Genomic DNA, 19,790 nt, shown 5'->3' with positions numbered 1-19,790 from the left:
ACGACCGCCCGTCTTCCCAGGTTCTTTGAAATGGCCAGACGGTGAAAACCGGGCGTGGCGATGATGAAGCGCGCCAGCCCCCAAAAAAAATCAGGCGGCGCCGGCGGGTGCGGGGGCGGCGGTCGGCACAGGCGCGATTGCCGGCGTGAGCACCGGCTGATCGGCAACGGGGGCAGCCACCGGCATAGCTTCCGGCGCGGCCGGGGCTGGCGGGAATTCGCCCTGCACAGAGGCCGGGAGGACCGAAGGTGCGGGCGGGAAATCGGGCTGCGGCTGGGCAGCCTCGGCAACCTCTTCCTTGCGGCGCATGCGGTGGCGGTCGATGCCCAGGCCGGTCTCGGTCAGCAGGCCCTTGCGCTTGGCGTCATAATAATAGCCGCGCTGGTAGAACTTGTCGGCGCGCTCATGGTCGCCATCGGCCACCAGCAGGGCGCCGCGGAGATATTTCACCGCATATTTCAGGTTGGTCTCGGCGTCGAGCAGGCCGTCGGCCGGGCCGTCATAGCCCATGCCGCGCGCGGTGGAATGCTTGATCTGCATCAGGCCCCAATGGCCCTTGCTGTAGGCGCCCGGGTCGAAATTGCTCTCGCGCCGCACCACGCGGCGCACCAGGTCCACCGGCACTTCGTAGACGGCGGCATATTTGGCGATGAGCTGGTCGAGATTGCCGGAGGGCGCACCGGCCTGCGGCGCGGCATAGGCGCTGGGCAGAGCCACCGGCTCCAGCGAGGCCACCTGCGTGCCGGCCGGCTGCTGCTTCTGCTGCTGCACTGCCGCCGCCAGAATGTCGCCCGGCCGCGACGGCGGCGGAAGCGTGGCTTCGGGCAATGCCGCCTCGGCCACCTGCGCGGCGCCCTCGGCCACCTGCACGGCGCCCTCGGCCGGCACTTCGGCTGCCTCGGCCACCAGCGGCACTGGCGCGCCTTCGACCGGCGCATAGGAACTGGGCAGCACGGCCACCGTTTCGGGCAGCGGAATGTCGATTTCCTGCTCGTAGGCAGGCGCCATGCTCAGCGAAAGGTCCGGCGAGGTGCCGTTTCCGGTGGAAGTACAAGCCGACAGGCTCGCCGCAGAAAGCGCAACGCCGACAGCCAGGGAAATCCGCAATTTGGGCAAGCCCGCTCTCACTGCAATCGTTTCAAAAATATCAGTCCCGCCCGAAAATCTCTTACATGAGGCATCCAGCCTGGGCAACACGCGGGTGCAAAATCGCAATAGAGCGGCCGATCAACTGCTGTTTCAAACAGTAAGGAAAAGCATTTGTTCGCCGTTTGTACCAGGCATTAACCGTGATATAAGAGGCGTGAAACAGGTGGCCGCCTAATGTCCCTTCCCCTTCCCTATCATCTCTTCGAAACCGGGCTGGGCTGGATCGGCATCTCCTGGAGCCCGCGCGGCTTGACGCGGGTGCAACTGCCCGAGCGCGACCGCGCCGCCACGCTGAAGCGCCTGCTGGCCACCCTGCCCGGCGCCGCGGGTGCCCGGCTAGTGGAGTGCGCGACCGAGGATCTGCCGCCGCCGGTCATCGCGGCTGTCGCGGCGATCCGGCGCTATGCCGCCGGCGAGGCGGTCGATTTTTCGGGCATCGCGGTCGATCTCGGCGCTGCCGATGCCTTCCGCCTTTCCATCTACGACGCGGCGCGCCGGCTGGGTTTCGGCGAGACGACCACCTATGGCGAACTGGCGAGCCGGGCGGGCCATGCCGGGCTGGCGCGCGAGACCGGCCAGGCGCTGGGCAGCAACCCGGTTCCTATCGTCGTGCCCTGCCATCGCATCCTCGCCGCCGGCGGCAAGATCGGCGGCTTTTCGGCCCCCGGCGGCTCGGCCACCAAGGAGCGACTCTTGAAGCTGGAAGGCGTGCAGCTTGGCCCGCCGCCGCCCGCCCAAGCCTCGTTCGGATTCTAGCGTGCACACCACCCTAGGGGCGGCGCAAGAGCTTCGGCCGGCGCTCCGGCTCGAACAGGCGGCATTCGCGCACCGCGCATGCCTTGCGGTCGGCGGTCGGCACCATGGTGGTTTCGGCGCGCTCATTGTGCTTGCAGAAGCGGCGGTCGCGCACAAATCGGTCGTAGCGCTCGATGGAAGCGTCGCGCGGGGAGCGGAAGCGCAGCACCACAGCTCCCTCCTGCTCGATGGCGGACTGGACCTGCGCGCAGGTCATGTCCATTGAATCGTAACGGGAAATCGCCTGCGCCTCATAGGCCACCAGCGACAGGCAAAGACCAAGCAAGACACGTTTCACCGACATCTCCATTAGAGCCGGCGCATACCGCTCCGGCTCGAACCGCGCTATGGTGGGAAATGGCCGGAAGAATGGCGCGGGCGGCCCACCTCTTCGAAAGCGGTGGATTTCCCCAAAAAGCTATTTCGGGCGAGACGCCTCTTGTGTTCGCAGCCAAGACGATATATATCAGCCACGTTGATATTTCGGCCGATCGATCTGGTATACTCGCGATATTATCGCGTTTGCTGACGTCTATCTCCAAAATCTCGATACCAACGACTGGATTTTGGCCATCGGCCACCTGTCAAACTACGTTGCAAACGCAAGGAAAATACACAGCATGGCAACCGGCACCGTAAAGTGGTTCAACGCAACCAAGGGCTTCGGTTTCATCCAGCCCGATAACGGCGGCGCGGACGTTTTCGTCCACATCTCCGCTGTCGAGCGCGCTGGCATGACCAGCCTCACCGAAGGCCAGAAGATCAATTTCGAGATCGAGCAGGACCGCCGCACCGGCAAGTCCGCTGCTGGATCTCTTTCCAAGGCCGGCTGATTTCGTAGCGCGCGCCGGCCGCAGGGCTCGGAGCGCGCAGCAAGTCACGGATGTACTGGCGGCTGCGCGACAAGCGCGCCGGAGGTTAAAGGCCGGAAAGCCGACGCGGCAGATTGCCGCCGGACCTGGCCAGCGAACTCCTGATCAGCCCGATTGGGACACGGAAGGCGGGGTAATTCCTCGCCTTTTTTGTTTGCCGAAAAAGCGCCGGATGTGAGCGCCTGGATGAGCGCTTCAGGGCAGCCACTCGATCGGCACATGGCCGGGCTCGGCCGCCACGCGCGCCAGCCAGTCCGTTACCGCCGGATAGGCGGAAAGATCGAAGCCGCCTTTGCCGGCCTCATGCGTGTAGGCGTAGAGCGCAATGTCGGCCACGCTCATGGCGTTGCCGACGAAGAAGTCGCTCCCGGAAAGGTGCTTCTCCATCACGCCCAGCGCCTTGTTGCCGCGCTCCAGCGTCAGCGCCAGGCGCTCGGGCGTTGCGTCCTTGGCGCGCCCCGGAACAGTCAGAAGCGCCTTGCGCACTGCGATATAGGGTTCGTGGCTGTACTGCTCGAAGAACAGCCATTGATAGGCCAGTCCGCGCGCATAGCGGTCTGTCGGCAGCAGCGGCGTCCCTTCGGCGAAATAGAGCAGGATCGCATTGGACTCGGCCAGCAGCCGGCCGTCCTCCAGTTCCACCAGCGGCACCATGCCGTTGGGGTTCTTGGCCATATATTCCGCCGAACGCGTGGCACCCGTGTGGGAACTGACCTCGACATGCTCGAATGGCTGCTCGAGCTTGGCCAGCAGCAGCCTCGGCTTGTAGCAATTGCCGCTATCGACCATTCCGTAAAGCTTGATCACGTCGCGCCTCCCCTCGTTGAGGAGGAGACTATTGCCCCCGGCGGTCGAAGCATCCAGTGATTTGTTTTGGCGGATAGATCAACGCCGGTGATGCGTCAGCCCCGCAGTGCCACGACGTTGCTGCCGCCGGCCATGAGGCCGGCCAACGACAGCGGCGCGTCGTCCAGCACTCCGCCGGCCGGGACCGAACGGGCCAGAAAACTGCCCTGGTACAGATCGGCGTCCATCTCGACCGCGGCCTGCAATTCCCCTGCGGTGTCGATGCCATCGATCAGGATCTTTGCGCCGCGGCGACGCAGTATCGAGATCACCGGCACCAGCAGTTGCGCGGTTGCCTCGTTGCGGATCTTGCCGAGCCAGCCGCCGTCGATCCGCACGATATCCGGCACGACTTCCGCAGGAAACTTCCGCTCGGCGCCGAATGTGCCGGCGAGGCGAACGCCTTTCCAGCGCAAGTCGTCTATGGCTTGCCAGAATGCGTGTTCCCGGCTTTCGGCCGGGGCGATCTCGCAGACCAGCTTTTCGGCACCGAGCACGATGTCGTCCCACCCGGCCATCGGCACGGTGGTCAGGACAGACAGGAGGTCGACGCCCGGGCAGGAAACACAATTTACATGCAGGTCCAGGCCGGCAACGCCGATATTGGCATAGTTGCGCAGGTGGAGCGCCAAGCTCAGGGGCTCGGCCATGGCGGCCTCACGCGTTGTTGCCACAGCGAGATCCGCACCGCTGCCGATTGGCCGTCCATTGCCCAGCGTTGCCGCTGTGGCCTGCACGCCCGTCAGCCGCAGCGTACCCCCAGAGCGTGAGAAGATCGGTTGGAAGACGCTCTTAAGCCGGTACGGCCCCAAAACCGCCGTCGCGATGCCGATCTCGTCGGTGACGATCGCCTCGCGGATTGCGGCCGCACTGGTCATGTCGGCTTCTTTCGACCAGGCGACTTGCGTATGGCCGATGCCGGTGCCGAACCCGGCTCATTCGCCTTGAAGGCGTTCTTGCTGGCCAGTTCGGAAGAAACGATTTCGGGCCGCGCCAGCACAAAACCCTGCACCATCGAGGCGCCCGACTTTTCCGCGAGCTCCAGTTGCCACCCCTCCTCGATGCCCTCGAAGACGGTCGTGATGCCCTGCTCGGCAAACTTTTCCACCATGGCGGTCAGAAGCGCAAACCCCGCGCCCGAGCCCATCATGTGGCTGATCCACTGCGCGTCGAACTTCACGATATCCGGGCGCAGCGCCTCGACACGCCTGATGTCCGAATCCTCGGCTCCATAGTCGTCGATCGCGACTTTCAGCCCGTTCGCTCTCAGCGCGTTGACAAAAGACTTCAGCGCCTCTGGCGAGGCTGCCTTCTGCTCGGTCAGCTCGCAGACCACGCGGCGCGGATGGATGCCCGCCTTTCCCATCACCATGCGCATGTCCTGCAGCGAACTGTCTGCAACCGACTGCTCGGTGAACAGGGATGGATCGAAATTGACGAAAATCATCGCTTCCGTCGCCAGAAAGGCGGCGGCGTTGAACAGATGCAGCGTACGCGTCAGCGTCTCGACCTCAAGTCGCTCCGAAGCCGCGACCGCGCTGAAGAAGATTGCCGGAGAAATGCGCTCTCCACCCAGAGACGGCCGAACCAGCCCTTCATAGGCCACCACCTTCGGCTTGCTGCCCGGCTGGAAGGCGAAAATTGGCTGGAATGCGGTTTCCAGCACGAACGCTCCCCAAGCGCCCTTGGAAACTCCGCCATCCTGTCGGATGATATGGGCCGACCCGACAGTGCGAGACACGATTCTTGTTTGCTCCAAATTTGACGGGCAACATTTGCATACAAGGTTTTACCGCGCATTAACGAGATGAACCTTTGGACGATTTGTCCCGTCCTTTTTGACGCAGCACTTGCGATTTTGCGCGCAATCCGACATGAAAAACGCCGCCAAATTTCAGGCGCCCATGAATGGAGATAAAAGTCATGGCCTTCCTTGCCGACGCCCTTTCCCGCGTGAAGCCTTCTGCGACCATCGCGGTGACCCAGAAAGCGCGCGAGCTGAAAGCGAAAGGCCGTGACGTCATCGGCCTTGGTGCGGGCGAGCCCGATTTTGACACCCCGGACAACATCAAGAACGCGGCGATCGAGGCGATCCGCCGCGGCGAGACCAAGTACCCGCCGGTGTCCGGCATCGCGCCGCTGCGCGAGGCGATTGCCAGCAAGTTCAAGCGCGAGAACAACCTCGACTACAAGCCCGAGCAGACCATCGTCGGGACCGGCGGCAAGCAGATCCTGTTCAACGCCTTCATGGCGACGTTGAACCCCGGCGACGAGGTGGTCATTCCCACCCCTTACTGGGTCAGCTATCCTGAGATGGTGCTGCTGTGCGGCGGCACACCGACCTTTGCCCAGACCACCGACGCCAACGGCTTCAAGCTGACCGGCGCGGCTTTGGAAAAGGCGATCACCCCGCGCACCAAGTGGCTGGTGCTCAACTCGCCGTCCAACCCCTCGGGCGCGGCCTATACCGAGGCCGAACTGAAGGAGCTCGCCGAGGTTCTGCTGCGGCACCCGCAGGTCTGGGTGCTGACCGACGACATGTATGAGCACCTGACCTACGGCGATTTCGTCTTCAAGACCATCGCCGAGGTGGAGCCGCAGCTCTACAACCGCACGCTGACCATGAACGGCGTGTCGAAGGCCTATGCCATGACCGGCTGGCGCATCGGCTACGCAGCAGGCCCCATCGAGCTCATCAAGGCCATGGACATGATCCAGGGTCAGCAGACGTCGGGCGCCTGCACCATCGCGCAGTGGGCCTCGGTCGAAGCGCTGAATGGCCCGCAGGACTTCATCGCCAGGAACAAGGCGATCTTCCAGGCGCGCCGCGATCTGGTGGTGTCGATGCTGAACCAGGCGCGCGGCATTACCTGCCCCTCGCCCGAGGGCGCGTTCTACGTCTACCCGTCCTGCGCGGCGCTGATCGGCAAGACCGCTCCGTCCGGCAAGGTGATCGACAGCGACGAGACCTTCTGCTCCGAGCTTCTGGAAGCCGAAGGCGTGGCGGTGGTGTTCGGCTCGGCCTTCGGCCTGGGCCCGAACTTCCGCATTTCCTACGCCACCTCCGAGGCGCTTCTGGAAGAAGCCTGCACGCGCATCCAGCGCTTCACGGCCTCGCTGGCCTGACCCAAACGGTTGTCCTGAAACAGAAAAACCCGGCGTTTCCGCCGGGTTTTTTTATTGTCGTGCGGTGAGTTTCCCGCTTCCGAGAATAGAACCCGTCAGGCCTCCAGCCAGCACTTGGTCAGCGCGTGGCTGCCCATCAGCTCGCCGTTCGGGTCATCCACCCAGCCGCCGACCTTGTCGCTGGTGGCGTCGACATAGTTGTTGAACATCGGGATGATCACACCGCCCTCGTCGCGCAGCATCACGCCCGCCTGGCGATAGATCTCCTTGCGCTTGGCCTGGTCGAGCTCGGCGCGGGCGGCAAAGATCAGCTTGTCGAAGTCCGGCCGGAGGAAGCGGGTGTCGTTCCACTCGGCCTGGGACAGATAGGCGATCGAATAGACCTGGTCCTGCGTCGGCCGGCCAGTCCAGTAGGACATGGAGAAGGGCTGCTTGTTCCACACCTCGGACCAGTAGCCGTCGCCGGGTTCGCGCTTGACCTCGATGTTGATGCCGGCCTTGGCGGCACTCTGCTGATAGAGCTGGGCGGCATCGACCGCGCCGGGGAAGGCCACGTCGGACGTGCGCAGCAGCACCGACCCGTCATGGCCCGACTTCTTGAAGTGGAACTTCGCCTTGTCGGGATCGTAGGTGCGCTGCTCGATATCGTCGGAGAATAGCGCATAGGCTGCCGTCACCGGCATGTCGTTGCCGACCGAACCATAGCCGCCGAGAATCTTCTGCACCATTTCCTCGCGGTCGACGGCATATTTCAGCGCCAGCCTGAGATCGTTGTTGCTGAAGGGCGCGGTGTCGCAATGCGCGATGAAGACATAGTGCCCCTTGCCCGGCACGTTGCGGATCGTGACGCCTGGCACGCGCTTGAGCATCTCGATGATCTTGGGCTCGATGCGGTTGATCATGTGCACCTGCCCGCCCTGCAGCGCTGACATGCGCGCCGTGGCATCGTTGATCACCGTGATCTCGATCTGGTCGGCATGGCCGCGCGCCTCGGGCGCCCAATAGTCCTTGAAGCGCTCGCCGACATGGCGCACGCCGGGCTCATTGGCCACCACCTTGTAGGGGCCGGTGCCGATGCCGGCAGTCGGATCGTCCTTGCCGCCGTTCGGCTGGATCATCAGGTGGTAGTCGCCGACGACGTAAGGCAGGTCGGCATTCGGCTCTTTCAACACGATGACGACGTTGCCGCCGTCCACCTTCACGCTTTCGAAGTCGCTGACGAAGGGCAGCGCCGCGGATTTGGAGTTCTCGTCCGCATGGCGCTCCAGGGTCGCCACCACGTCCGCCGGCGTCAGTTCCTTGCCGTTGTGGAAGGTCACGCCCTTGCGGATCTTGAAGGTCCAGGTCTTGGCGTCGGGCGAGGCGTCGTATTCCTCGGCGATGCGCGGCTCGATCTCGCCGGCGGGCGAGACTTCCAGAAGCTGCTCGCCCCAGCAGCGGCCGAGCGTATAGGGAACCTGACTCGCCCAGGTGCCGGGATCGAGGCTGTTGGTGGATTCACCGCCCACCATGCCGGCCTTCAGGATGCCGCCCTTGACCGGGCCGGCCGCACGCGCGGCGCTGCCGATCAGCGTATTGGCAAGCGTGGCCGTCACGCCCAGGGCCGCAGCGCGGCCGAGAAAATCGCGGCGCGACAGGCGGCCGCGCACGACCTCGCGGCTCAGAAACTCCAGTTCATTCGTCATATTTCGGCTTCTCCTCCTCGATCGGGTCGACTGTTGTCGTTCTGGTTCCCCGTCGGTCGGAATATTGGACGCCGATGCCGAGGGCCCAATGAGCCGACAGCGACATCGGATGACGCAGACGGCGCAGCCTCGGGCGCTCAATTTCCTTGCCCTCTACCTCGGCCCGTGTGACGATGCCGCTTGGCGGAGCTTACGAACCCGCCACGCGACGGCCGCAACAGGTCGGCCGCCGCCTGGGTGTTCACGCATCAGGAGGAGGTCGCATCATCATGGGCAATCGCGCTGGAGGAAGACGCACGGGACCGAAATGCATCGCCATCGTCGGTCCCTTTTCTAGCGGCAAAACCACCCTTCTCGAAGCCATTCTGGCCCGCACCGGCGCAATTCCGCGTCAGAATCCGATCTCTTCCGGAAACACCGTATCCGACCATTCGCCCGAGGCGAGGGCGCACGCCATGAGCGTGGAGGCGACATTCGCCACCACCGACTTCATGGGCGAAAGCCTGACCTTCGTGGATTGCCCCGGCTCGATCGAATTCGCCTTCGAGGCCGAGCCGGTGCTGGCGGCCTGCGACCTGGCGCTGGTGGTGGCCGAAGCGGACCAGAAGAAGGTGCCGGCCCTGCAGCTCATCATGCGCAGGCTGGACGAGCTCGGCGTGCCGCGCATCCTGTTCCTGAACAAGATCGACAAGGCCGAAGTGGGCGTGCGCGAGACGCTGAAGATGCTGCAGCCGACGAGCCGGACACCGCTGCTGCTGCGCCAGATACCGCTGCGCAAGGAGGGCATCGTGGTGGGCTCGATCGACCTGGCGCTGGAGCGGGCCTACGTCTATCGCGAATACGCTGAAAGCGAGATCGCCGAAATCCCGAGCGACGAGAAGGCACGCGAGATCGAGGCGCGCTTTTCAATGCTCGAAAGGCTGGCCGATCACGACGACGCGTTGATGGAGCAGTTGCTGGAAGAGATCGAGCCGCCCAAGGACGCGATCTTTGACGACCTTGCCGCAGACCTGCGCAGCGGCACGGTGACGCCGGTGCTGATCGGGTCGGCCGAAAAGGGCAACGGCGTGCTGCGGCTGCTCAAGACGATCCGCCATGATGCGCCTGACGTGGAGACGACCAGGCAGCGGCTCGGCGCGCCGAACAGCGGCCAGACCGTGGTGCAGGTGATGAAGACCATCCACACACCACACGGCGGCAAGCTCTCGGTCTCGCGCATCCTGTCCGGCTCGGTGGCAGACGGCGCGGAACTGTTCCTGCCCGGCGGCGCCAGCGCCAAGGTTTCCGGCATCTACCGCATGTTCGGCAAGGACCAGGCCAAGCAGGCTTCGGCCGCAGCTGGTGAAACGGTGGCACTCGGCAAGCTCGACAATGTGCGAACCGGCCAGACGCTGACCGCGAGCAAGGGTGGAACGCAGCCCCTTGCCACCTTCAAGATGCCCGATCCGGTGTTCGCCTTCTCCGTGCGACCCAAGGAACGCAAGGACGACGTCAGGATGTCGGCCGCCATTCAGCGACTGGCCGAGGAAGATCCGTCGCTATCGCTTCGCCATCAGCAGGATTCCAGCGAAACGGTACTGATGGGCCACGGCGAAATGCACCTGCGCGTTACCGTCGAGCGCCTGGAGGGAAAGTACCAAATCCCCGTAGAGGCAAAGCCGCCGGCGGTTCCCTACCGCGAGACGATACGCAAGGCGACACAGCAGCGCGGTCGGCACAAGAAGCAGTCGGGCGGGCATGGCCAGTTCGGCGACGTGGTCCTGGACATAAAACCCCTGCCCCGCGGCACGGGTTTCGAGTTCACCGACACGATCACCGGCGGCGTGGTGCCCAAGACCTATATCCCGTCGGTGGAGGCTGGCGTTCGCGATTTTCTACGCTCCGGCCCGCTCGGCTTTCCGATCGTGGACATCGCGGTCAATCTTGCCGACGGCTCCTACCACACTGTCGATTCCTCGGACATGGCCTTCCAGATGGCTGCCAAGCTTGCGATGCGGGAAGGCATGACCGCCTGCTCGCCGGTGCTGCTCGAACCGATTATGAAGGTCGAGATATTTACGCCCTCGGAAGCCACCGCCCGCATCACCGGCATCGTGCCGCAGCGGCGCGGCCAGATCCTGGGCTACGACGCGCGGCCGGGATGGCCGGGATGGGACGTGGTGGAAGCGACGATGCCACAGGCGGAGATCGGCGACCTCATCATCGAGTTGCGTTCGGCAACGGCCGGCGTCGCCAGCTATCGCGCGAGTTTCGACCACATGGCGGAACTGACCGGCCGCCTGGCCGACGAGGCCATGAACGCCAACGGCAAAGCGGCCTGACGCGCGAATGCCGGATGGCTGCCCGCAACGACGAAACAGAAAAATCGGCGCCCGGACAATCCCGGACGCCGACTCGCGGACCATGCCGCCCTGGTTTGGGGTGGGGAGGAGGCAGCACGTCAGGTCCGCCGCAAACAATTCAGACACGAACTGCGCCGCCTGTTGCGGCGAAGCAGTCGGACGCGGCGGCTGCCTGAGCTTCGAGCTTTCGTGTGATGCCCCCATCTCACGAAGGCTCGCACGCCGCGTCCTGAACATGCATAGCAAAGGGTGGCACGGCGAGACAGGTTACGAGAGGTTACATGTCACGGTTACACTACGGCCTTCCGGCGCGGCGGCGCGTCGTATCCAATGACATACAGCGACCGAGTTCCGGCCGACTGGAGGGTGGTTCCATAGGGGCACCGGATTTCGGGCACAAAAAAAGCCGGATCAAAAGACCCGGCTAAGTTTGATTGGAAGTGCCGATTAAGGCTAAACCTCCAGAGGGGAACACTCTAGGGCGCTAATGGGAGGAGGAACGCGCCCAGGAGATGGTTGGTATATGGGCTATACCTGCTGGGGAAACAAGCCGCTTCCTTGCAAGGCACCCATGCAAAATGACGCAGGCTGTGGCCCAAACTTGGACCAGTCGATAGGGCCAGACGATTTCTCATCAATCCCAGGGCGGCGAACGGAGTTGGTTCGAGTGCCGATGACCTCGCGTGCCGCAGAGTTGATCAGGCTAATCTCAGTTCCCTAACAGGAGCTGAATGCAGGGGGTGAAACATGCGCAGGCCTCTCGCCATCGCCGGCAGTGCCGTTTTCTTCATCCTTGCGCCCGGCGTCGTGGCCGGTGTTGTGCCCTGGTTGCTTACCCAGCGTTATGGTCGGCCGTTCTCATCCGTGGCTGGCGCGGTGCCGCTTGGTCTGCTGCTCGTCGTTGCGGGCGTCGCGGTGCTGCTTCACGCCTTCGCCCGTTTCGCACTGGAAGGGGCCGGCACCCCTGCCCCGGTGGCGCCCACCGAGCGGCTGGTCGTCGGCGGGCCTTATCGGTATGTGCGCAACCCGATGTATGTGGCAGTGCTGGCGATCATTCTCGGACAGGCGCTGCTTTTCGCCTCCTGGGCCGTCGTGCTCTATGCGGCAGTGGCCTGGGCGGCCACCTTCGCCTTCGTGCACTTTTACGAAGAGCCGACGCTGGCGCGACGCTACGGCGACCAGTACGAGGCCTACCGGCGCGCGGTACGCGGCTGGGTGCCACGCCTCACGCCGTGGCGCGGCACCTGAATGAAGCGATCATACGGGAAAGGATCGGCGCGGCCGGCTCAATAGGGCCAGTTGCGCGCCTTGGCGATGACGAAGTCGCGGAACACGTGCAGCTTCGCCTGGTTCTTCATCGCGTCCGGATAGCAGAAATAGGTGTCGAAGGACGGTACTTCGGTTTCCGGCAGCACCTGGACCAGGCCGGAATCCTTGCTCACCACATAGTCCGGCAGCATGGCGATGCCAGCTCCGGTCTGCACCGCACGCTTGATCGACAAGATGTCGTTGATCTGCAGGTTGGCGATGCGTTGCCCGCCTTCGAAGTCGCCCACGGTCTCGAGCCAGTTCAACTCGCTGAGATGCGATGGCACCGGCAAGCCGAAGGTGACGATGCGGTGGTTGCGCAGTTCGGCCATGCTTTCCGGCTTGCCGTATTTGTTCACATAGGACGGCGAGGCGTAGAGGTGGAAATGGACCGTGAACAGCCGGCGCTGGATCAGGTCCGGCTGCTGGGGCTGCCGTAGCCGCAGCGCACAGTCGGCCTGGCGCATGGTCAGGTCCAGTTCCTCGTTCGCCAGGATGAGCTGCAGGTTGATGTCCGGGTAGAGCTCGAGGAATTCCTGCACGCGCTCCGTCAGCCAGCCGGCGCCAAGCCCCACCGTGGTGGTGACGCGGAGAACGCCGGAAGGCCGATCCTTGGCCTCGCTCAGCCGCGACTTGATCGATTCGAGCTTCATCAGCACGTCGTGCGCCGTGCGGAACAGCATTTCGCCCTGCTCGGTCAAGACCAGGCCGCGCGCGTGGCGGTGGAACAGCGCCACCCCCACTTCGCTCTCCAACGCGCTTACCTGGCGCGAGATCGCCGATTGGGAAAGGCGCAGCGTCTCGGCCGCATGGGTGAACGAGCCGGCTTCCGCGGCAGCGTGAAACACGCGCAGCTTGTCCCAGTCGAGCGCCTCGCTGCGGCGACCAACCCTGACGTTGTTTTGTTCTGGCTTATTCCGCGGCTTCACGATGAACTTCTATTCCGGCAAGAAATTTTTCGGCTTCCAGTGCCGCCATGCAGCCGAGACCGGCCGCCGTAACCGCCTGGCGGTAGACGTCGTCAGTGACGTCGCCGGCCGCGAATACGCCAGGCACGCTGGTGCGGGTTGAATCCGGTTCGGTCCAGAGATAGCCGCTCGGCTTCTGCTTGAGCTTACCGACGAAGAGCTCGACCGCCGGCGCATGGCCGATCGCCACGAACACGCCATCGACAGGCAGGTCGCTGTGCTCGCCGGTCACGACGTTGCGCAGCTTGAGCCCGCTCGCGGAAGGCGGCAGCGGCGGCTTGCCCGGATTGCCCGTGATCTCGTCGACCACCGTATTCCAGATGACCTTGATATTGTCCTTCTGCAGCAGGCGCTCGCGCAGAATGCGCTCGGCGCGGAAATCGTCGCGCCGATGGATGACGGTGACGGTTCTGGCCAGATTGGAGAGGTACAGCGCTTCTTCGACAGCCGAATTGCCGCCGCCCACCACCGCCACGTCCTTGCCGCGATAGAAGAAGCCGTCGCAGGTGGCGCAGGCCGAGACGCCGAAGCCCATGAAGGTCTGCTCGCTGGGAATGCCAAGCCATTTGGCCTTGGCGCCGGTGGCGATGATCAGCGCATCGCAGGTGTACTCGGCGCCGGAATCTGCCTTCAGGCGGAAGGGCCGCACGTCAAGATTCACTTCGGTGATCAGATCATTGACGATTTCGGCGCCGACATTCTCAGCCTGCTTGAGCATCTCGCCCATCAGCCAGGGGCCCTGGATGGGGTCTGCGAAGCCGGGATAATTCTCGACATCGGTGGTGATCATGAGCTGGCCGCCCTGCTCCAGCCCGGCCACCAGCACGGGTTTCAGCATGGCGCGCGCCGCATAGATGGCAGCCGTATAACCTGCAGGACCGGAGCCGATGATAAGGACGGGCGCATGTTTGGTCGTCATGTAAAGGCCTTCATGAACTTGGGGCGGCACGTAGCGATGCGGATTGATATTTCGCGCTAATCTAAGTGTTGGCGGCGCAGGCAGCAAGGCGACGAATCGACCGTCCCCGGAAAGCTTTGCCCGCGCGGCCCCTGACGCAGCCGAGCACCCCCGAAAGGCAGTAGAAAATTTCGCTGCGTGGGCCTGACGCCGCCCCGCTTATAGTTTAATTACACGATGGCGACAGATTCTTGCGCCACCACACTGGAAAACCGACATGCCGCTGAAGGCCGACCTCGACGCGATCGACTGGAAGATCCTGCAGGAACTGCAGAATGAAGGGCGCATGACCAATGTCGAGCTGTCGCGGCGGGTGGGCATCTCGGCCCCGCCTTGCCTCAGGCGGGTCAAGCGGCTTGAAGATTCCGGCATTATCCGCGGCTATCGCGCCCTGCTCAACGCCCCGGCGCTTGGCATGGACGTGGTGGCCTTCTGCCTGGTGGGCCTTCATCACCACGCCGAGGCGGAGCTGAAAGCATTCGCCGACCGGACGCGCCTATGGCCGATCGTGCGCCAGGCATGGATGGTCTCGGGCGACTCCGACTTCATGCTGCATTGCGTGGCAAGCGACCTCACCACCTTCCAGAACTTCGTAATCGAGGATCTTGCCTCCGCGCCCAATGTCGATACCGTGCGCACTGCACTGACCATCCGCCAGGTGAAGAACGAAGGTTTGGTGGCCATCGAAGCTTATACCTAGGGAGAATTCCGCAAGGAGAACCGTTGGGAACGACCGATACCAGAAAACGCATGGTAATCGTCGGTAATGGTCCGCTTTCGCGCGACCTTTCCGAGCACGTCGACAACGCCGACTTCGTAATCCGCTTCAATGACCCGAAGGCCGGAATTGGCCTGAGCGGGGTCAAGACCGACCGGTTGCTGATGGCCAACACCGGACCACCCATGCGGCGGCGGCTGAGAACTCCTGAGCTGATCACCTCCCCCATCTTTCAGGCCGCCAGGGAATTGGTGTTTCCCTACCACCCGCTGATAGTTCGGCGATATTTCATAAAGGTCTCATTTCTGTCGCGCCTGAAGGGCAAACGGGCCGAATATACGCTCAAAGGCATCGAGGTGTTCGGAGGCGCGGGCAAGGAAATACGGATCATGCCTCCGCAGTTCTACGAACAGGGCTGCCGCGCACTCGGATTGCCGGAAGCCAAAATGCGCGAATTCTTTCCAAGCACCGGTTTTTTCGGGATTTGGCACGCTCTCGAACACCACCCCGCGGATGAGTGGCGCATAGAGATCTGCGGCTTCACCTGGGAGGGGTGGCAGCAACACACCTGGGCCGACGAACGCCGATGGGTCTTGGATCAGGTGGATCACGGCCGCGTAACAATACTGGAATAAATATCAGTTCTTCGCGAAAAAAATTCGTGCATGATCCTTTCTGGGGAACAATCAGATTGGATACTCGGCATGAACGACACGCTGAAGATATTCATCGGCTGGGATTCTCGTGAGTCAATTGCATATGAGGTCGCGAAAAGCACAGCCCTGAAGAATGCCTCTATTCCACTGGACATCCAGCCGATCAAGCTGAACGACCTTGTCGCCAGAGGCCTCTACTCTCGCGACATTGATCCACTTGCCTCGACAGAATTTACCTACTCACGCTTTTTCACGCCGCACCTTGCCAACTTCGAGGGGTGGGCATTGTTCTGCGACTGCGACTTTCTGTTCTTCGGGGATCTTGCCGAACTGCGAGATTATCAGGATCCGGCAAAGGCCGTCATGTGCGTCAAGCATGACTATCGGCCGAAGGAAGGGTTGAAGATGGACGGCAAGGCGCAGACCAGCTATCCGCGCAAGAACTGGTCTTCCTTCATGTTCTTCAACTGCGCCCATCCATCCACCCGCAGGCTGACGGCGGAACTCGCCAACCGCGAAACCGGTGCCTACCTGCATCGCATGCAGTGGGCGGATGATGACGAAATCGGCGACCTGCCAATGGAGTGGAACTGGCTGGAGGGATGGAACGAGAAACCGGCCGAAGGCCTGCCCAAGGCTGTGCACTACACGAGCGGCGGTCCCTGGTTCAAGGACTGGCAGGATGTCGAATACGGGGATGTCTGGCGTCAGGAGGCGTTGAGGATCGCCCCCGATTTCAAGCCGATGTAGCCCCCGCATGGGCGTGTGCGTGGAGAGGCCTCCGCGCACGCCCGGCCGGCTGGATAACGAGAGAAACGTTTATCCCTTGGGGCTGAAGGGCACGGCCTGGAAAATAATGCGACCGGCCGCGAGAAGAGCGGCCCTGCGCGCGGAAACGGCAATCTGACGCCCGACGCGGCCCATCTCCCGAGGAATTTTGCTCCACCCCCGAAGCCTCGGGCTTCTTGGATCGTGGCGATGGAAGCTGACCCTATCCATCTCCAGTGTGCTCGCCATCTGTTCGTCTGCCGACGAACCGAAAACGAGGTTGTGCTGCATGCAGATCGCGGGCACCAGCTGCAGCGCATGGAGTTCACCGAGAATTCCGTATTTCGGGGAGAAGATTATCTCGTCGACCGGCTCGCAGTTCCGCTCGGTTGCGGCCAGCAATCGCCGAGCTGTCCGGGGTGTCACAAAATACCCTCCCGCGCAGAAGTGATACGAAATCAGTCGGCGCAACTCGTGCCCGAACGGCGTAGCCTCCACCACGTGGCCCATCTCGACCCGCTTCAGCGTAGCCTCCCCCTTGACGATATCCGTACCAGCCGGAATCCACTCGTGCGAATGCAGGAAGTTCCCCGCATCACTGGAAAAATGGATGTCGTCCTCGGCTATGAAGGCCCAGGGCGCATTTTCCGCGACGACCATTTCCCACACTTTGCGGTGGCTCAGAAAGCAGCCGATTTCACCAGCGGATAAGGAATTGCGCCCCGAAGACAGCCCGCGAAGCCGTTCCAGCTCCGCGTCGGGCAGTTCCCTGGCGTCCACCGCCGGCACCCGCACCAGGTCGATGTACATGCCTTCGATCTGTTTCCTGAACCAGGCGAGACGGTCGGCAGATCGGTCGAGATTGATCAGGTAGAGTTTCATGCCAGGATCCGAATACTGTTGAATATTCGTTCCGAGGCGCGGTCTGGACCATCGCCGCGGCATTCCCTAAAGAAACTGCACACATTCGAGCTCAAGCCACCGCATTATCGGCAGCCCTAGGCAAAAAAATGACGCGTAACATCGCTCCGATTTCAGCTTACATCATTTCCAAGAACGAAGCATCGGTGCTGGGTGCTTGCCTCGATAGCCTCGATATCTGCCGGGAAATCGTCATCGTCGATTCAGGGTCAACCGATGGCACGCTGGAACTGATCGAAGACTACACGGCCCGCGGCTTTCCAATCCGTCTCATCCAGCGGGAATGGCCGGGCTTTGCGCAACAGAAACAGTTTGCGCTGGAGCAGTGCACCTCACCCTGGTGCCTGAACCTGGACTGCGACGAGCGCCTGGACGAGCAACTGAGGGCCGAGCTGATGGCCGGGAATTTCGATCGCCCGGACGTTGCGGGATATTCGATCAAGCGGCCGGAATATCTCCCCGGCTATGGCTACCCTCCGGCCGCCGTGCATGCAGAGCACCTCGTGCGTATGGTCCGGAAGGACAAGGCGAGCTACGACCAGGGCCTGGCCGTGCATGAATCCCTGAGGGTCGAAGGGCAGACCAGGAAGCTGGCGCAAGGCCGCATCCTTCACTTCCGAAACCTTTCGATCAATCAGGATTTCAGCAAGATGAACGGCTATTCGAGGCTGAAGGCCCTTGCCGGGCACCAACGCGGCAAGACCTCCAGCTTCTCAAAGATCATGCTGAAGCCGCTGGCGCAGTTTCTCAAATTCTATCTCGCCCAGCGCTTTTTCCTGTGCGGCACACCGGGACTGATCTATTCCGTGATGCTGTCGAGCTACGTCTTCATGACCGAGGCGAAGCTCTATCGTCTCTCGAAGGATGGCATGCCTTCGGAATAGCCGGCCTGGCCGAAAGGCAACCTTTCGGGACCATTGCCCTACCCATTCGACCAGACCCGGTCATAGACCGTGCGAATGCCATCGGCTTCGCGCCGCAGCGGAAAGGCTGAGCGTGCATGCGCAAGGGCCGCTTCAGCCGCGGCCTTGCGGACGGCTTCGTCATCCATCAGGCGGCCGGCAGCCGCGATGATTGCCGGCAGGTCCTCGCGGTCAACGACGTTTCCGGTCACGCCTTCAACGACCAGCTCGGAAAAGGCACCGACATCGGTCGCCACCACAGGCACGCCGCTCGACATGGCCTCGAGAGGCGTGAGCCCGAACCCTTCCCAGCGTTGAGGTGCGATGTAGAGCGACATGGCCCCGAACCAGGGCGTGATATCCGCAACCTCGCCGACGAACAGGATGCGGTCGGCAAGTCCAGCTGCGGCGGCTTTCTGTTTCAGTTCCTGCTCGAACTCGGCGTGCTGGCCAGTCGTGCGTCCGGATATCACCGCCGACCAGCCTAGCCGGCCCGGCAGAAGCTCGATCATGGCGTCTACGAAGAGATCAACCCCCTTCTGATGACGCACACGGCCGAAGCAGCCGACATAGTTCCGCGTCGGATCGAGGCCGAGCGCCTTCAGCGCGGCGGCCTTGTCCCTGGGCGGCGTGAACCTGTCGGTGTCGACGCCGTGCATCACCACGGTGCTGGGCACCTTGAGATAGGCGGCTGCCTTGCTGCTGGTGGCAATCACGGCATCCATCTGCCGGATCAGGAACCTGGTCCAGCGCGTATGTTCGCGCTGCGCGGCGGAGGTGAAGACAAGCGACAGCGGCGCCCCAAGGAGCTTCAGCACCACGCCCGTCAGCATCTCGGTGTTGCGCCTTGCATGCCAAATGCGCTTGCGCGCCGAGCCTGGCCGCTTCCAGAGGGAAAAAAGCTGCCACCAGCGCATGCGCGGCAGCGTATCCGGCAGGCCTGGCCCGAAGGTGGCAATGCCCAGGCTTTGCGACTGGATGGGAACCAGCTGGATGATCGTGCTGGTCACGCCCGAAAGGCGGCGCTTGAGGTTGGGAGCGACCACCTCGACGCGGGCCATGTCGGGAGCAGGCTCGCCGATGGCCGTGGCCGGACCACGGGCTGCGTTTTCATGTCCGGCCACTTTGGTTACCTCAGATGAACTGGACCTCGACGACCTCATAGCCGCGCGGCCCGCCCGGTGCATTGACCTCGACGCTCTCGCCGACTTCCTTGCCGATAAGCGCCCGCGCAATGGGCGAGGAAATCGAGATGCGTCCCGCCTTCACGTCAGCTTCCTGGTCGCCGACGATCTGGTAGGTCTTTTCCTCTTCCGTTTCCTCGTCGACCAGCTTGACCGTGGCGCCGAATTTGATCTTGTCGCCGGACAGCTTGGAGATGTCGATCACCTCGGCGCGGGCGATGAGATCCTCGAGCTCATTGACACGCCCCTCGTTCAGGCTCTGCGCTTCCTTGGCGGCGTGATATTCCGCATTTTCGGACAGATCGCCATGCGCGCGCGCCTCGGAGATCGCCTCGATGATGCGCGGACGTTCGTCCTGCTGGCGCCAGCGCAGTTCTTCCTTCAGCGTTTCGAATCCGGCGGCGGTCATGGGGACCTTGTTCATGATAGTCAGCCTTTCCTCAAAACACCTTCCCCCGCTGCAATTCCTGCTTGAAAAAACGTGGGCCGGCACAAAAAGAAAACGGTCCAGCGGCAAGGGCCGCACGAACCGTTGATGCATTTCGACCCAATATAGCGACGTTCGCAGATTTTTCACCTTAAAAAACAGTTT

21 protein-coding genes are annotated in these 19,790 nt (G+C 62.8%); 10 read left to right on the top strand and 11 right to left on the bottom strand.

The features are described 5' to 3' along the window. Positions 1 to 90: 90 nt before the first annotated feature. Positions 91 to 1,008: a transglycosylase SLT domain-containing protein gene (locus tag AC3A4H_RS09130; protein ID WP_487766414.1), complete on the bottom strand. Its 918-nt coding sequence runs from the start codon at positions 1,006 to 1,008 to the stop codon at positions 91 to 93. Here AC3A4H_RS09130 and AC3A4H_RS09125 point away from each other — a divergent pair. Then, positions 1,007 to 1,324, top strand: a complete 318-nt coding sequence (locus tag AC3A4H_RS09125) for a hypothetical protein (protein ID WP_487766413.1) — start codon at positions 1,007 to 1,009, stop codon at positions 1,322 to 1,324. The two genes, AC3A4H_RS09130 and AC3A4H_RS09125, sit on opposite strands and share 2 nt — an antisense overlap. Continuing rightward, a complete protein-coding gene (locus tag AC3A4H_RS09120; protein WP_487766412.1) occupies positions 1,324 to 1,905 on the top strand; it encodes a methylated-DNA--[protein]-cysteine S-methyltransferase in 582 nt (193 codons plus the stop codon). Before AC3A4H_RS09125 ends, AC3A4H_RS09120 begins: the two co-directional genes overlap by 1 nt. A gap of 13 nt (positions 1,906 to 1,918) precedes the next feature. Here the strand turns inward: AC3A4H_RS09120 and AC3A4H_RS09115 are convergent, their stop codons facing one another. Further along, on the bottom strand, positions 1,919 to 2,248 hold the full coding sequence (locus AC3A4H_RS09115; protein ID WP_487766411.1) for a hypothetical protein: 330 nt from the start codon (positions 2,246 to 2,248) through the stop codon (positions 1,919 to 1,921). Positions 2,249 to 2,564: 316 nt separating this feature from the next. Between AC3A4H_RS09115 and AC3A4H_RS09110 the strand changes: the two genes are divergently transcribed. After that, the gene (locus AC3A4H_RS09110; RefSeq protein WP_348777556.1) at positions 2,565 to 2,777 is read left to right on the top strand and encodes a cold-shock protein; all 213 of its coding nucleotides are present in this window, start codon (positions 2,565 to 2,567) and stop codon (positions 2,775 to 2,777) included. A 234-nt stretch (positions 2,778 to 3,011) separates the two neighbouring features. On the opposite strand, the gene AC3A4H_RS09105 is transcribed toward AC3A4H_RS09110, so the two are convergent. The 3 genes from AC3A4H_RS09105 to AC3A4H_RS09095 all read right to left on the bottom strand — a co-directional run bounded on the left by AC3A4H_RS09105 (position 3,012) and on the right by AC3A4H_RS09095 (position 5,403). Further along, positions 3,012 to 3,623, bottom strand: a complete 612-nt coding sequence (locus tag AC3A4H_RS09105; RefSeq protein ID WP_487766410.1) for a glutathione S-transferase family protein — start codon at positions 3,621 to 3,623, stop codon at positions 3,012 to 3,014. 95 nt (positions 3,624 to 3,718) lie between these two features. Continuing rightward, the gene (locus tag AC3A4H_RS09100) at positions 3,719 to 4,540 is read right to left on the bottom strand and encodes an EAL domain-containing protein (protein WP_487766409.1); all 822 of its coding nucleotides are present in this window, start codon (positions 4,538 to 4,540) and stop codon (positions 3,719 to 3,721) included. Then, positions 4,537 to 5,403, bottom strand: a complete 867-nt coding sequence (locus tag AC3A4H_RS09095; protein ID WP_487766408.1) for an EAL domain-containing protein — start codon at positions 5,401 to 5,403, stop codon at positions 4,537 to 4,539. Before AC3A4H_RS09095 ends, AC3A4H_RS09100 begins: the two co-directional genes overlap by 4 nt. 182 nt (positions 5,404 to 5,585) lie before the next feature. Between AC3A4H_RS09095 and AC3A4H_RS09090 the strand changes: the two genes are divergently transcribed. After that, complete coding sequence (locus AC3A4H_RS09090) at positions 5,586 to 6,788, top strand: pyridoxal phosphate-dependent aminotransferase (protein WP_487766682.1); 1,203 nt, start codon at positions 5,586 to 5,588, stop codon at positions 6,786 to 6,788. A 95-nt stretch (positions 6,789 to 6,883) separates the two neighbouring features. Here AC3A4H_RS09090 and AC3A4H_RS09085 read toward each other — a convergent pair whose 3' ends face one another. Then, a complete protein-coding gene (locus AC3A4H_RS09085) occupies positions 6,884 to 8,473 on the bottom strand; it encodes an ABC transporter substrate-binding protein (protein WP_487766407.1) in 1,590 nt (529 codons plus the stop codon). A 269-nt stretch (positions 8,474 to 8,742) separates the two neighbouring features. Between AC3A4H_RS09085 and AC3A4H_RS09080 the strand changes: the two genes are divergently transcribed. Continuing rightward, entirely contained in the window at positions 8,743 to 10,794 is a 2,052-nt protein-coding gene (locus AC3A4H_RS09080; protein ID WP_487766406.1) for an elongation factor G, read from the top strand. 768 nt (positions 10,795 to 11,562) lie between these two features. Next, positions 11,563 to 12,063: a methyltransferase family protein gene (locus tag AC3A4H_RS09075; RefSeq protein ID WP_487766405.1), complete on the top strand. Its 501-nt coding sequence runs from the start codon at positions 11,563 to 11,565 to the stop codon at positions 12,061 to 12,063. Positions 12,064 to 12,101: 38 nt separating this feature from the next. Here the strand turns inward: AC3A4H_RS09075 and AC3A4H_RS09070 are convergent, their stop codons facing one another. Both AC3A4H_RS09070 and trxB read right to left on the bottom strand, forming a co-directional pair. After that, positions 12,102 to 13,052: a LysR family transcriptional regulator gene (locus AC3A4H_RS09070; RefSeq protein ID WP_348777563.1), complete on the bottom strand. Its 951-nt coding sequence runs from the start codon at positions 13,050 to 13,052 to the stop codon at positions 12,102 to 12,104. Further along, entirely contained in the window at positions 13,036 to 14,010 is a 975-nt protein-coding gene (gene trxB, locus AC3A4H_RS09065; protein ID WP_348777564.1) for a thioredoxin-disulfide reductase, read from the bottom strand. The genes AC3A4H_RS09070 and trxB overlap by 17 nt, the downstream gene beginning before the upstream one ends. 256 nt (positions 14,011 to 14,266) lie before the next feature. Between trxB and AC3A4H_RS09060 the strand changes: the two genes are divergently transcribed. The 3 genes from AC3A4H_RS09060 (at position 14,267) to AC3A4H_RS09050 (ending at position 16,173) form a co-directional block, all read left to right on the top strand. After that, a complete protein-coding gene (locus tag AC3A4H_RS09060; RefSeq protein ID WP_487766404.1) occupies positions 14,267 to 14,749 on the top strand; it encodes an Lrp/AsnC family transcriptional regulator in 483 nt (160 codons plus the stop codon). 50 nt (positions 14,750 to 14,799) lie between these two features. After that, positions 14,800 to 15,402 carry a hypothetical protein gene (locus tag AC3A4H_RS09055; RefSeq protein ID WP_487766681.1) on the top strand — a complete coding sequence of 201 codons (603 nt, stop codon included), beginning with the start codon at positions 14,800 to 14,802 and terminating at the stop codon, positions 15,400 to 15,402. Between the two features lie 69 nt (positions 15,403 to 15,471). Further along, positions 15,472 to 16,173, top strand: a complete 702-nt coding sequence (locus tag AC3A4H_RS09050) for a glycosyltransferase (protein WP_487766403.1) — start codon at positions 15,472 to 15,474, stop codon at positions 16,171 to 16,173. A gap of 69 nt (positions 16,174 to 16,242) precedes the next feature. On the opposite strand, the gene AC3A4H_RS09045 is transcribed toward AC3A4H_RS09050, so the two are convergent. After that, positions 16,243 to 17,073 carry a glycosyltransferase family 25 protein gene (locus AC3A4H_RS09045; RefSeq protein WP_487766402.1) on the bottom strand — a complete coding sequence of 277 codons (831 nt, stop codon included), beginning with the start codon at positions 17,071 to 17,073 and terminating at the stop codon, positions 16,243 to 16,245. 128 nt (positions 17,074 to 17,201) lie between these two features. On the opposite strand from AC3A4H_RS09045, the gene AC3A4H_RS09040 reads away from it, so the two are divergent. Then, positions 17,202 to 17,996, top strand: a complete 795-nt coding sequence (locus AC3A4H_RS09040; RefSeq protein ID WP_487766401.1) for a glycosyltransferase family 2 protein — start codon at positions 17,202 to 17,204, stop codon at positions 17,994 to 17,996. A 38-nt stretch (positions 17,997 to 18,034) separates the two neighbouring features. On the opposite strand, the gene AC3A4H_RS09035 is transcribed toward AC3A4H_RS09040, so the two are convergent. Both AC3A4H_RS09035 and greA read right to left on the bottom strand, forming a co-directional pair. Further along, positions 18,035 to 19,075, bottom strand: coding sequence for a glycosyltransferase family 4 protein (locus AC3A4H_RS09035; protein WP_487766680.1), 1,041 nt, complete (start codon positions 19,073 to 19,075; stop codon positions 18,035 to 18,037). 73 nt (positions 19,076 to 19,148) lie between these two features. Then, positions 19,149 to 19,622: a transcription elongation factor GreA gene (gene greA, locus AC3A4H_RS09030; RefSeq protein WP_348777569.1), complete on the bottom strand. Its 474-nt coding sequence runs from the start codon at positions 19,620 to 19,622 to the stop codon at positions 19,149 to 19,151. Positions 19,623 to 19,790: the final 168 nt, after the last annotated feature.

The sequence above is a fragment of the Pseudaminobacter sp. Soil_N_29 genome (assembly GCF_057656055.1).
This window is presented reverse-complemented; position numbering and strand designations above follow the sequence as displayed.